Annotated in this window: 11 protein-coding genes and 1 pseudogene; 4 read left to right on the top strand and 8 right to left on the bottom strand. The window is 41.6% G+C overall.

From position 1 onward, the window contains the following. Positions 1-68: 68 nt before the first annotated feature. Positions 69-2,636, bottom strand: a complete 2,568-nt coding sequence (locus tag BLR42_RS07990; protein ID WP_091868103.1) for a PEP/pyruvate-binding domain-containing protein — start codon at positions 2,634-2,636, stop codon at positions 69-71. A 228-nt stretch (positions 2,637-2,864) separates the two neighbouring features. Here BLR42_RS07990 and BLR42_RS07985 point away from each other — a divergent pair, with 228 nt between their 5' ends. The 3 genes from BLR42_RS07985 to BLR42_RS07975 are packed head-to-tail and all read left to right on the top strand — an operon-like array spanning position 2,865 to position 4,676. Further along, complete coding sequence (locus tag BLR42_RS07985) at positions 2,865-3,215, top strand: PadR family transcriptional regulator (protein WP_022760659.1); 351 nt, start codon at positions 2,865-2,867, stop codon at positions 3,213-3,215. Beyond that, the gene (locus tag BLR42_RS07980) at positions 3,212-3,790 is read left to right on the top strand and encodes a DUF1700 domain-containing protein (RefSeq protein WP_022760660.1); all 579 of its coding nucleotides are present in this window, start codon (positions 3,212-3,214) and stop codon (positions 3,788-3,790) included. The genes BLR42_RS07985 and BLR42_RS07980 overlap by 4 nt, the downstream gene beginning before the upstream one ends. Continuing rightward, positions 3,783-4,676, top strand: coding sequence for a DUF4097 family beta strand repeat-containing protein (locus tag BLR42_RS07975; protein WP_091868101.1), 894 nt, complete (start codon positions 3,783-3,785; stop codon positions 4,674-4,676). Before BLR42_RS07980 ends, BLR42_RS07975 begins: the two co-directional genes overlap by 8 nt. A 61-nt stretch (positions 4,677-4,737) precedes the next feature. On the opposite strand, the gene BLR42_RS07970 is transcribed toward BLR42_RS07975, so the two are convergent. The 6 genes and pseudogenes from BLR42_RS07970 to nagA all read right to left on the bottom strand — a co-directional run bounded on the left by BLR42_RS07970 (position 4,738) and on the right by nagA (position 11,171). Then, entirely contained in the window at positions 4,738-5,127 is a 390-nt protein-coding gene (locus BLR42_RS07970; RefSeq protein ID WP_091868099.1) for a hypothetical protein, read from the bottom strand. Positions 5,128-5,195: 68 nt separating this feature from the next. Continuing rightward, positions 5,196-5,723: an HD-GYP domain-containing protein gene (locus tag BLR42_RS07965; protein ID WP_091868097.1), complete on the bottom strand. Its 528-nt coding sequence runs from the start codon at positions 5,721-5,723 to the stop codon at positions 5,196-5,198. Next, complete coding sequence (locus tag BLR42_RS07960; protein WP_091868095.1) at positions 5,702-6,466, bottom strand: hypothetical protein; 765 nt, start codon at positions 6,464-6,466, stop codon at positions 5,702-5,704. The genes BLR42_RS07965 and BLR42_RS07960 overlap by 22 nt, the downstream gene beginning before the upstream one ends. Positions 6,467-6,486: 20 nt before the next feature. After that, on the bottom strand, positions 6,487-9,018 hold the full coding sequence (locus tag BLR42_RS07955) for a response regulator (RefSeq protein ID WP_170832684.1): 2,532 nt from the start codon (positions 9,016-9,018) through the stop codon (positions 6,487-6,489). Positions 9,019-9,266: 248 nt separating this feature from the next. Further along, positions 9,267-9,629 (bottom strand): annotated as a pseudogene (locus BLR42_RS07950) (solute carrier family 23 protein); the annotation flags it as partial. A gap of 345 nt (positions 9,630-9,974) precedes the next feature. Then, the gene (gene nagA / locus BLR42_RS07945; protein WP_091868088.1) at positions 9,975-11,171 is read right to left on the bottom strand and encodes an N-acetylglucosamine-6-phosphate deacetylase; all 1,197 of its coding nucleotides are present in this window, start codon (positions 11,169-11,171) and stop codon (positions 9,975-9,977) included. Positions 11,172-11,434: 263 nt separating this feature from the next. Between nagA and BLR42_RS07940 the strand changes: the two genes are divergently transcribed. Next, positions 11,435-11,980, top strand: a complete 546-nt coding sequence (locus BLR42_RS07940; protein WP_091868086.1) for a hypothetical protein — start codon at positions 11,435-11,437, stop codon at positions 11,978-11,980. Positions 11,981-12,086: 106 nt separating this feature from the next. On the opposite strand, the gene BLR42_RS07935 is transcribed toward BLR42_RS07940, so the two are convergent. Continuing rightward, positions 12,087-12,887 (bottom strand): Rpn family recombination-promoting nuclease/putative transposase, encoded by an 801-nt coding sequence (locus BLR42_RS07935; protein WP_022760669.1) that lies wholly within the window; start codon positions 12,885-12,887, stop codon positions 12,087-12,089. Positions 12,888-13,165 lie beyond the last annotated feature (278 nt).

Genomic DNA, 13,165 nt, shown 5'->3' with positions numbered 1-13,165 from the left:
TTCTATACTTATATATCGTAATAAAAGTTCAAATTATTTACCGGGGGATGAAATTTTTATTTACTATCCTATACCAATAGCAATTTGTTGTTCTCAAGGTCGTAGTACAGAGTAAGTTCGCTGCCTTTAAGATCGTAGACTCTGGCTATGTCTTTATTTTTCTCATCACTTATAAAATCAGAGGAGATATCTTTATATGCGGAGAGCTTATCCGGAGCGAAAGCAAGAGTCTTTTCATTCGCAAAAACAGCGGTGTAGAGGATGTCAGCCTCGACGAGATCCTGGAAGATGTGGCTTCCGTAGGAGAGCTCGGGATTGTAGCCCACTTCTTTTTCCTCAACTTCGCAAACAGCCTCAAACTCACTGATATCGGCGAAGGTTGTGGGTACGCCAAGCTCGGGTGAGGAGGTTCCGATTCGACCGGGCACGATGAGGAGCATGCGCCTGCCTTGTTCTCTGTAAGTCCAGTTGACTTTCCCGATGAGGTTCGCAATGCCGGACTTCTCTGCGTAGGGCATGTTGTAATAAGCCTTAGGGTCCACGTAGACGATAAGGTCAATTTGAACGCTTCTGGAAAGTCCCATCGAAGCTCCGACGCTCTCGAGGATGATCTTCTCCTTCGGAATATTCTCAGGGATCTCGACTGCTGCTGTATCCTTGAATATCTGCAGCGGTCTGCACTGCAAAAGGTTTATCGAATATTCTCCATTCTCTGAGAGGTTCATTGTAAATTCGATGTCCACCGCGTGCTCGTATTCCTTCTGGATAACCTGCATCAGCTGCTGCATCTGAGTCATCAGCTGTTCTTTTTTCACAAGCCCCCTACAGGAAATGAATCTCACATCACGGTAGATTCCGCGCTCCTTTAGAGAATCCTCCACCTCGAAGTCGTGCTCTAAGAGAGTGTTTATGAGATACATCGGGAGCTTGCTCTCGATTTCGCGAAGTTCAAGCCTCTTAAGTGCATGCTCGCCCACATCCACTGCTTCGACCGCCCTTTGTGAAAACTGGTGCTTCTCCGCTATCGTAACAGATGAAGTTGCTTCAGGCATATCAAGGCTAACGAGGCGCGGATAGGACCCCATGGTTCTGTCGACAGCTGAGGTACCAAGTCCCATGACAAGTCTCAGCATACCGGCCTTAGGATCAATGCCCGAGAGGAACTTGTATGGACTGTAGGAATAGCCAACTCCTGCCGCACAGGGCATGTAGTACTGTCCATAATAGGAGCCTGAAACTCTCTGAACAAGCAAAGCCATCTGCTCATCTCTCTTATCAAGCCCTCTTCTTTTTCTGTAATCAAGAGCTGACAGACTCATGGAGCTCGCATATACAGTCCTAATGGCATTCTCGAATTCCGTCAGGCGTTCCTCAAGAGTACCCCTGTTGGCACAGAATACCGATTCATATTTTCCCGCAAAAGCATTGCCAAAGCCGTCCTCAAGGATGCTGCTGGATCTTACGATAAACGGATCCTGTCCGTAATACTCCAGAATATGTCCGAACTGAGTTCTGAGATCCTCAGAAAAAACTCCCATTTTAAGTTTATCCGCAAATTCCTCCGCAAGGGAGAAGTACTCTTCTTCCGTTCTCTGTCTGACGCGGATATCCCAGAATTCATTGTCGACGATGTAGGTGTAATAGATATCAGAACCTATAAAAAATGAATCATGGGGCTCCAATACCTCGTTAATTTCGGGAGCCATATTCCTTATGATTGCTCTTGAAAGCAGCATTCCACAGGCTTTTCCTCCGATAAGTCCGGTTCCTATCATGTGACTTCGAACGTTGAAATAGTCCTCCGGCCTAAAGTGCTTTTTCACCATCTGCCTCATCTTCTCATCGCGGGTCATCATGATATTGCACATCATGTTGCAGGATTCCTCGATGTCCATATGGTTGTCGAACTGCATTTTGGCCATGTTGAAAAATCTGTCCCAGAAATCGATGTACTGATCTTCACCGGGCCTCTGGAAATTATCAAGCACCTGGTAAAACCGGCTTGACTGGACACCATCCAGAATAGGTCTGAAGGTCCCATCCTCCTTTTTATAAATATGCGGAAGGAACATTGTCTCTGAGTCGCGGTTCCAGACCTTCTCCGCCCTCACGTAAACATTTCTGGTATCAGAATAAACATCTAGGAAAAGCTGAGTAGTATTGAGAATCTTATTAACTGCATGATAGGAGTGTTTACCTCTTATAATCGGGAAAAAGGCCACTGTATCAAGAATGAATAGAAACGGGCAGGTAACTCTAAAAAAATTACCCATCATAAGGTCGGTCGCCCAGGCAATCTGCAGTTCTGAAAGACAGTCAAACACATAGAAGGCATCTTTACCTTCTTTATCTATAATGTTATGTATCTCCACAGTGAAGGTCTCAAAGCGATGCGACAGCGGAATATGGATAGTTTTGACCTCCGGGCATTCCTCCACTAAAGGCTCATGGGATGCAAACCTAAAATAGATAATGTTTCGATTATCCTTTTTTGCCTGCTCAATATATGGATCCACGAAAAGCTTAAACTCCGAGAGTTCTGAAACTCTGAAAACCACGTTGTCTCCAAGTCTTATGTTATCAAGTGCCTTATCCATCTCCGGAATCCCGGACAATATTCTGTCAAATGCTGCCATACGAAGCCCTCCATGCGAGAAAACACTATGTAAAACAAAAAGGCAAAGAACGCCACTGATGTAAGCGTCTTTGCCTCTTATCAATATAATAACATATTATTTTCATTCCCAAAACAGTTCATCCTTATTCCTGTTATATTATTATTTTTTATATAATGTGTTGACTTTTATAATACTATACGCTATATAATATTGTATAATCAAAAAAAATAGAAAGGAGCGACAAGCATGACGTATCAATTAACAGCACCACTACTTGATGCCTGCGTTCTGGGAATAGTTAGAAGTGAAGATTCATATGGTTACACTTTGACACAAAAGGTGCGTCAGGTGGTGGATATTTCGGAATCTACCCTCTATCCGGTTCTCAGAAGACTTCAGAAATCAGGGTGCCTAAGAACCTATGATGCTCCATTTCAGGGGCGAAACAGACGATATTACGCAATCACGGATGAAGGCAGGCAGATGCTTGGATTCTATGAAGGCGAATGGAACGAGTACAAGGACAAAATCGACGGTCTGATAAAGGGGACAGGATCAGACATCGCCAAGAGTTCTGAGGAGGGGATGACAGAATGAACAAGGAACAATTTTTAAATGAACTCGATAACAGATTAAGACTCATCCCTGTCGACGACAGGCTGGATGCTATCGAGTATTACGATGGATATATTTCCGACATGGAACTTACCGGAGACGAGGATGTTGTAGCAAAGCTCGGAACTCCCAAGGAAGTTGCCAAAAGTATTATCGAACAGTGCACGCAAAAGCACATAGAGAACACCGAGGAGCAAAAGACAGTAAAGGGAAAGGCCACAGTTTTATGGCTCACAATACTTGGCATAATATCTCTCCCTCTCTCACTGCCCCTTGGAATTGCAGCAGTTGCGGTTGTGTTTGCACTTGGCATAGCATTACTGGCCATACTCTTATCACTGGTAATTACAGCAGTTGCAATTGCAGCAGCAGGTTTTGCTTCCATATTCTGGGGCGTGATGGTTCCCGGAATAGGCCAGAAGTTCTTCACAATAGGTGCAGGATTGATCATGGCAGGTCTTGGAATAGCACTTACCTATGCACTTATTATATTTGTTAAAGCATTTTTCCGTTCGATTTTTAGAAATAAGAAAGTGAGGGAGACGCGATATGAATAATAGAATTGTATTTATGGTAGCAGGTGTGATGGTAGCTTTCGGTGCGATAATCCTCGGCGCAGGGATCCTTCTTGGTGCCAGCCCCATTATCGCAATCGGCTCAAACGGCGCGAGCGCAAGAGCAAATAAAGAACTGGTAAAAGATACTATAAAGCTTTCCGAATTTGACGAGGTGGACGTGGATACAGCATCAATCAATACATATCTGGTAAGAGGTGATTCCTATAAGCTTGAGTACTGCGCCTATAAGGACAACATTCCCAAGGTGGATCAGAAAGGTAAAAAGCTTAAGATTGATCAGCCTTCACATAACGGAATACTTCTCAGCTTCAATTTTGACAGAGATGGTGAGCAGTATTACAAGATTACTGTTCCCGATAATGCCGGAATAATCGATACCAAACTCGAGGCTTCTTCCGGTACAATAGCTGTCGAAAGTGTTGATATCAAGGGAAAAGTTGAAGTATCTTCAGGAGTTGTAAAGCTTGATAACATAAAGTCCGAAGATCTTAGGGTATCCGCATCTTCAGGTGACATCAATCTCGATAAAGTCATCACTGAAAAACTTAGCCTCGAACTCACCTCGGGAGATATGCACCTTACAGATTGTGAAACAGATGAACTCAGTGCCGATATGACAAGCGGTCTTATGGTCTTTGAGAAATTCAAGGTGAACAAAGCTGATCTTCAGTCTACTTCAGGTGATATGAAGCTTGGCATCGCCGGAAATAAAGACGATTACGACTTTAATATAGATGCAACTTCCGGAACTATCAAGGTTGGCGGCACTATAACAGAGCGCAAATTCAGAACAGACAATAATAAAGAAAAGTACATTAAAGCAGATATTACTAGTGGTTTGTTTGATGTATCATTTGATAACTGATTTTTATAAAAGCAGAAATGGCACAGCTCCTCTTAGCTTAGAGGTGTCTGTGCCATATTTTTTATCGTATTCTGATGTCAGTCAGGGCGACTTCGTCGCCGGTGAGAGCCGCGTAAACATTCTCTCCCAGTCCCGATACCTCGGTAATGTTTTCTATGTAAATACCAAGGTTTTCAGTGATTGTTGTAATCTTGTTTCCCCGCTTAATAAAGTTTATCTCACTCTCTATTCCTGCCTTATTTTCAGACTTCCAGGTATCCCACCCGGGGAAGGTGTCCTTCTTTTTCATAATAAATTTGTTGCGTGCATTTGTCTCTGCTTCCTCTTCCTCGCCGTTGATCTTAATAAGCGCATATTCTTTATATCCACCTCCTCCTACGTTTCCATCCTCGGAGGAGAAAAGAACTATGTAAGGACAATGCCACACAAGGCCCGCATCGGGAAGTGTCATGCTATGGAATTTGATATTAAGACCGTCTTCAACCTTTATTCCCTGAGTAGATGCGCTGCGGAAGCCGTTTACCTGTACATTCGGGACATCGGATTCTTATCAATGAGATTATCCGCGATTCCTATTCTTCCGACATCATGAAGAAGCGCTGCGTAATATATCTCATCGCATTCCTCAGCACTTTTCCCGTAAATCTCCGCTATCCTTTTAGCACAATCCGCAACACGCTCGGAAGTTCCGACAGAGAAAGAATCCTTCTTTTCAACCGCTGTCACAAACGCAGTAGCTGTCTGATCAAAGAGGCGCTTCATACTCCGTCTCTCCTCCCGCAGTTCGTGCATTTGAACACGCTGTGCCTTCTCAACCGTATCGTTAATGTCAAGGTAAGAGAACACATACATGAGTATTGATACCACAGCCATTGCCATGTTTACGATGGAAACACCATACGCAAATATCTGAATAATCCCGACTACAATTGGTACAAAAATGTATGCCGTAAGTGCAATGTAAATAAGTCTTGCTATCCTCTTTCTATACATTCTTACAGCTGTGTACTGGATGATCGGGCATATTACCGGAACAATGTAACACACAAGAAAACCGGGTCCTCTGTGATAGACATTGTTCTCATCAAAGTAGCAACAGAAATCGCCAGCAGCATAAGCGTCATTCGTCTTTTCACGGAATGATGAGTTTTACCTGCATGCTCATCCATCTCCCGGATTTCTTCAGGCGACAGTGGCCGCTGTCTCCATCCCATCTCCTGCATGATAGCCCGCGCTTTTGATGGAATAAAATGAATAACTGCAAGCGCTGCTGCTATAGAAATGCTCTTGTCAATAATATCCATGCAGATGTTTATTACAAGAGACATAAAGAACCTGTAAAATTCATCTTCTGCACCGATCGCAGAAAGGATTCTCAGAGTGTAGTCCTGCTGAGGGCCTCCAAAAAGGCCCCACTGAATAAGCACGCTGATTCCGCCGCTTATAATTCCCGAAACCAGTATGAACAGGATTATATTTTGAATTTTACGAAACGATCTTTTTCTTACAAACCATGCTACATAGATAGCAACCAGAGTGTTTACAAATCCAAAATAAACCGCAATGTTATTAAATACAGTGCAGATCAAATTGGTCACTACAGCTGTCACTATCCCGGGAAACAGTCCACCCATTGCAGCAACAATTATGGTTCCTATTGTATCGAGAAAAATGGGTAAGTCCAATTTATAGGACACATAGGAAATAATCACATTGACTGCAATACCAAATGAAATGGTTCCCACTCCGAGCAGGTTGTATTTCTTGTTCCGATAAGTATTTGCCTTCACTGCTTATCCTCTCACAGACACTACAACTGCTCCAGTACCTCCTTGTACTTTCGATAATCTTCAAGCAATTCGCTATTGTTATCTTTAATGTAATCAAGGTCTCCGCGATTTCCGGCTTCCTCAAGAAGTCTTGCTTTTTCGGACAGGTCCCTCGCTCCGATTATTCTGGCGGAGCTCTTTAGTGCATGAACCTTTGTTGTGTAATCCTCAATTTCTTCTTTAAAGTAAAGCTCTTCTATTTCATCCGATTTCTTATCCACGCTGTCCCTGAAGAAACGAAGTGTATCGACAAACAATTCCTCCGTTCCGGCGTAGTCCACTCCTGCTTCGATATCGATATAGCCCTCTTTCTCCAGACTGTTAAGCACTTTTTTAGTGTCGGATCTGACTACCGGAGGTTCTTCGTTATTATCGTCACTGCCTTCAGTTTCTTCCGAGCCATTACCAATATTTTGTTCAATAGCATTAGCCTCGGCGCTTCCCGGAGTAATTATTTTCTCAGCCGGAATATACTTCTTCAGCATATCCTCGAGACGTTTTCCGTTAACCGGTTTTTCCAGATAATCATCAAAACCGGCCTTAATAAACATGTCTCTTACTCCGCTGACAACATTAGCTGTAAGGACTATGCAAACGCTGTAATAATTTATTCCATCTGCATCGTATTTGATATGCTTCAGGAGCTCTACACCATCCATCTTGGGCATACGGTGGTCTATCAGCAAAATGTCATATTTCGTTTTGCTAAGGAGATCCAGAGCCGTCTTTCCACTAAGGGCAGTATCCACTGTCATCCTTGTACGTTCCAGAAGCCCTGTAACAACCTTAAGATTCAGTTCATTATCATCAACTGCCAGGATTTTTACATTGGGAGCAATAAAGCTTGGACTGTAATTGCCCTGTCCGGTAGCAACTTCCTCATCAATTTTGTCATATGCCCCTATCTTCTCCCAGTTGGCTACCTTCTGTCTTACTACAAAGGAAAACTCACTACCTACGCCATACGAACTCTTAATTTCAAGCTTGCTGTCCATTCCATCAAGAATCTGTTTGACAATACTCAAGCCCAACCCTATCCCCTCAAGGGATCTTCTATTGCCTTCTTCAATTTTCTCCAAGGTACTAAACAGTTTATCAAGCTCCTCAGGTTTCATTCCAATGCCTGAGTCCTTGACGTGAATTTTCAAATCGATGCAATCATTTTCAACCTTTGTAAAGTCTATATTCAGCTCCACAAAGCCTGCCATGGTGTACTTCACACCGTTTGTAAGAAGGTTTATCAGGACCTGCTTCAGCCTTGATTCATCGCCGATAAGCCCATCTGGAATATTCGGATTAACTATTGGATTATAGAAAAGTCCCTTGCTCTCTGCACGTTCTGTAATCATCATATTGACATCGTGAATCATGCTCGATAAATGATAGGACTCTTTTTTTATCTTTAACTTGTCCTCTTCCATCCTGGAAAAATCAAGAATATCATTCACAAGGAACAGAAGCGCATTGGCAGAACTGTTTATATTGAATGCGTACTGCTTGATTTTTTTGTCGTTCGTCTCTCTCTGCACAAGTTCCCCCATACCCATAATTGAATTTATGGGTGTTCTGATCTCATGTGACATATTTGCAAGAAACAGAGTCTTAGCCCTGGAAGCTTCCTCTGCGACCTTGTAGGCTTTTCTGAGTCTGAAGTACATAATGACTCCAACCACGACAACTATAAAGAATATTCCCAGAATCACTCTGTACGCATACATATAATCCAAAAGGTTATATTTATACAGCCTTCTTGTCGTGTAATCAAGAATAATAGCCTGCTTTTCACTATCTGGAATCGTTGCTATTCCCTTGTTCAGCTTCTCAATAATCTTACGGCTATTTGAAGTATCAGGCGCGCCTGCATAAACTCCCATGGAAATGACTTCCGTCGGATAAACCCTCAGATTCGAATAGGATGGCTTTTGAAACAGGTAGCTCCATACATATGCATTATTCAAAAGTGCATCAACTTTTCCCGCCTTAAGCACGCTCACACATTCAGAAACATCTTCGTATAAAGTTATATCCATTCCCGGTACAGTCTGTTTGAGTGTCTCCGCAATACCTGCCTGAGATTTAAGCATACCTACTCTTAACTTGTTAAATGCAGGAAGTTCCGGATTACTCACAGTAACAAGTGTCATCGGCGTCTCTACCAAGGCATCCGTTATGACACTTTGCAGACCACCCTCGCTTGAAATAGCACTTCCAAGCGGCATGACAAGGTCATACTTATCATTATCGAGGGCCGCCTTAATATTTCCTTCCTGCATTGCCTTAAACTGTACTTCATAGCCGGCTGCATCTCCTGCTTCACGCAGAAGATCAGCCCCTATACCGACAATTTCGTTTGTCCGATGATCAACATAAAACATAGGGCAGCGGTCAGCCGGAACACCCACGATAAGCGGTTTCTTTGAAGCTGCCGCTACGCTGTTTGAAGACATAGCAGTGCTAATAAACACCATGAAGGTGCATAGCAAAACTATGAAGATTTGACTTGATCTCCGCATATTTTTCAAGACGTTCACCTTCCTTGTAAAGGAGTCGTTCCGACACTGAGGGCATAATATCTATAAATATATGGTACATCAAATCAATTGGTGATTATATTAAATAACGATAAAGAATTTATGTATAAATACTATATTGTGCTGCTGTTTTTTTCGCTTTAATTTATTTGCTTTCTGTATTTTTTATTTCCATATTTTCAGGAAGCACATAACTAAGTATCATAGCTACTACACCTGCAATAAGAATCATTCTGAGAATAAGATGAAAGAGGAGGACATGCAAATAGTGAAGATATAGCTGAAGCATATCCATCAACTGCAAGAGATCCGGAAACTTCATCCTGCGTAGCCTCACGATTTAAACCGCCTGAAGCCATGGCAGATGTATCACCTATGGTCTCTGCAACTGAGACGAGGTAGATCAGGAAGACAGAAAGCTGTTTTAGATATCCCTTTACAAAAGCTAGCCAGACAAGGCAAACAACAAGGGTAAAAGTACCGATAATAAGATTGGTTACTGAACCAAAGTCCTCTGTATATCCGCCTCCAAAAGAACGAATACCCACTGTAAAAAGTGACAAACCGATTCCTGCTAGGAGCCTCCGGGCCACGCATGCCAAGATTTTTGTAGTTTAGACTTTTTCTTGGTACGAGATTTTAGAGGGGTAACCAATATATTTGTGTTTCTAGATTTATCTTGGCATGGAATTACTTTGATAGCACCAAGATATTATTAAAGCCAGCATTATCTTGGTTCACAGCAATCATAGTAATACCAAGATATTTCTAAAACCGGTTATATCTTGGTTCAGATTTGCAAAAATAATACCAATATATAACTGAAATCAGCTTTATCTTGGTTTATTGTCTGTAGAATACTACCAATATATAGCAAAGGCAGGCTGCATCTTGGCAATTATCTCATAATTAGTGCCTATATCCATATATTAAATACATCAGATAACACATTTTCCCTTACAGAAAGCAGCCTTAAGCTCAAGTGTGTCCTTATCAACAAGAAGAAAATCCGCATATTTTCCGGGAGTTATGCTGCCAAGCTTGTCATCAGCATGAACTGATTTTGCGGGATTGATGGTAGCGCACTGCACTGCTGTCTCAAGCGGAATTCCTATCTCCTTAACAAGAGTAATCATACAGTCATAGAGATTAGTTACGCTGGCAGCGATGGTTCCGTCTGAAAGGAGGGCACGCTTGCCCTCTACATGCACCTCATGACCGCCTAGCTCGTAGCTTCCGTCCGGAAGTCCGGTTGCACGCATGCTGTCGCTTATAAGAACGATTCTGCCCTTATCAATAAGTCTGAAGGTGTTTCGATCCACGCTGTGATGATGATGAACTCCATCTGTTATGAGTTCTACCATACACTCAGGATCATCTGCTGCAGCTCCTACAACTCCCGGAGCCCTGTGGAGAAATGGTCTCATGGCATTATAGAGATGAGTTACATGATGAGCGCCAAGCTTCATCGCCTCCATAGCAGTGTTATAGTCACAATCCGTGTGGGCTATGGAGATTGTCACCTCCCCAGCGAGTTCTCTTATGAAATCCATGGCTCCCTCGGTTTCAGGTGCGATGTCGATCAGGGAAATTTTCTCACCACTTCTTCTTATCATTTCTCTGGCAAAATCTACATCAGGAGCAAGAATATCGGACAGTTCCTGAGAACCTTTCTTTTCAGGAGAAATGAAGGGACCTTCCATGTTTATTCCGATAAAATGCGCCATATTTTGAAGTGATTTTTTCCTAGCAAACTCTTCGGTATTATCTTTTGAATCAGCATGCAAAAAGAACTCCCGGGTAGCATCAGCCACCTTCAGGAGCTTCTCTTTTGAAACAGTCATGGTTGTCGGGCAAATCGCTGTAACTCCGCAGGACGCCTCGTAGATCAGAAGCTTTTCTATAGCCTGCAAACTTCCATCACAGAAATCACTTCCCATACATCCATGGACATGAATATCCACAAGACCGGGAATAACATAGCATCCGGATGCATCAACAACCTTATCATCATAAGTTGCTTCTGATTCCTTCACAGCAGCCGCCCCATCGACAAAGAATTCGCCATCGGTAAATATATCTTTTTCCACAAATCTGAAATTATTATCAAAAACAAGTCCGCCGGTTACTCTCATAACGACTCCTTAATCGCTCCCAAATACAACATCCATAGTTGAGTTTTTGTGTTTTATTGGTTTTCTAAAAAATCCTCTCCTCCTATTTTATTCGGAAAAAGAGCAAAAGTAAAAAATTTGTTTCAGTTATTGGTGTTTTTACTGATATATAAAATCTTTTTCAGGCGTATTTAATAGGATTTTTATGGCTAAAAAAAGACTTTGCAAAATATAATTGATTTATAAGTAACGTGGAAAAAGACTAGGCGTTAGGAGGATTTTTTATGGTTAAGATCAATAAGAAGCTTGCTACATTTACGGCTTTGGCAATAATGATGTCACTAGTAATGGCTCCGTCAGTCAGGGTTTTAGCCGCTAATCAAATGACAGGTACTGTAAAAACATCCGCATCTGAGCCAGCTGCAGGGACAGTAACAGAAGAAACCACTGTGGAAATCAGTCCTGAAGTGGACGCTATGACTCTAGATGAACTTGTTGCTTATACCGACGAATTGCTTAAATCAAGCTGTGATGATGATGAAAGCAGCGGCTACAATCTCAGAACCTATGATGACCGTATAGTTGTTGAGATGTGGTATACCGGAATGAACGACCTTGTAAAACTGGCTGCAATAGACGAAAAGTACCAGCCCACCTGGGATTACATGGTTGAAGCAATGAGAGATATAAGTGAAACATTGTATGCTGCTTATAAAAAATATGATAGGCATGTATATGTAATTCTTCTCGATGAGACCGATCCCGAAGAACATCTTATAGCTTGCAAAAACGGAAAAGTGACCTATGATTTCTTGCATCCTGAAAGGTAAATAAACTGTTTTCTCTCTAAGTATTTATATAATAATGCAGGGTGTAGCGAAGGGTTCATTCCTTCCGTTACACCCTGATTTTTATAGTTTTTGGACTATACTAAGTTTACTCTTTTTTATCCAAGAGTGCTTTAAGCCTGGCAATCTCAGCATTCTTCTCTGCTATGGCTTTGTCTTTCTCTGCTAAAGCTTCGTTCTTCTCTGCCAAGGCTTCGTCCTTCTCAGATAGAAGAGCTTCATATTCGTGCTGCATTATCAATTTGTCTTGCTGTGTAAGCATATATTCTGCCCTCCATTCTTTGCTTTTCCTGGCAAACTTGACAGCATCATCCAGTTTTCTAACTAAGTTATTGTCGCTAAGTTCACCGGAAAGATAATCCAAAAATAATTTCATATTCTCGGAAACATCATCACTGCATCCTTTTGCACAAACAAATACTTTTGATGTCCCATCTTCCAAAATAATGTTTGTGTTTTCCTTTGCACGTGCCTGAAATGTGTAAATATGGTAGCCATACTCATCAAAGATGTTAAAGGGACATATAAATATCACATAACTATCTCTAAGCTGTGTGTAATCATACCCCTTTTCCAGATCTCTGTTATCGATAATGCTTTGATAAAATCTTGATCTGCGTGGCAAATCCTTATTATCGATCACTTGCATTTCAATATCATACATGCAAGAAAGATCATCTTCAAAATACACATCCAAGCGAACACCCTTGCCATCCGGGCTCGTTTCTATAGTATGCTCGCTGTCATTCTTAACTATGCTTCCAATTTTCCTGTTTAAAATAAGTTCAACCAATTCCTTACATAAATCAGGATAATACTGCATAATTTTGCAGAAAATAAAGTTATTTGTAATTGTTAAATGTTCATACTCTTCTAAATCTTTAATCAAATTTCTTCTCCTTATATTTTATTCGAAAAAAGGGCAAAAAGCCACTATATCCGAACGTTTATATATTTGATGTTTTTTGAATAATTTGGCGACCCCACCAATGAATTAAGACTTGGATACGATATCACAATAATGTGGCCAAGTCAACCTGCTCATAAGTCCAAGCAAAATAAAAGCAATCTAAAGTAACTTGTAAAACTAAATTCCACCCCTTTAACACACGACATGGAACTTACTAATTCCAAACTCGGGTATGGAATTTACTAATTCTTATTGAT

Source organism: Butyrivibrio sp. INlla16, assembly GCF_900104155.1.
Classification (GTDB): domain Bacteria; phylum Bacillota; class Clostridia; order Lachnospirales; family Lachnospiraceae; genus Butyrivibrio.
Note: the sequence above shows the minus strand (reverse complement) of the source record. Positions and strands in the feature narration are given on the sequence as shown.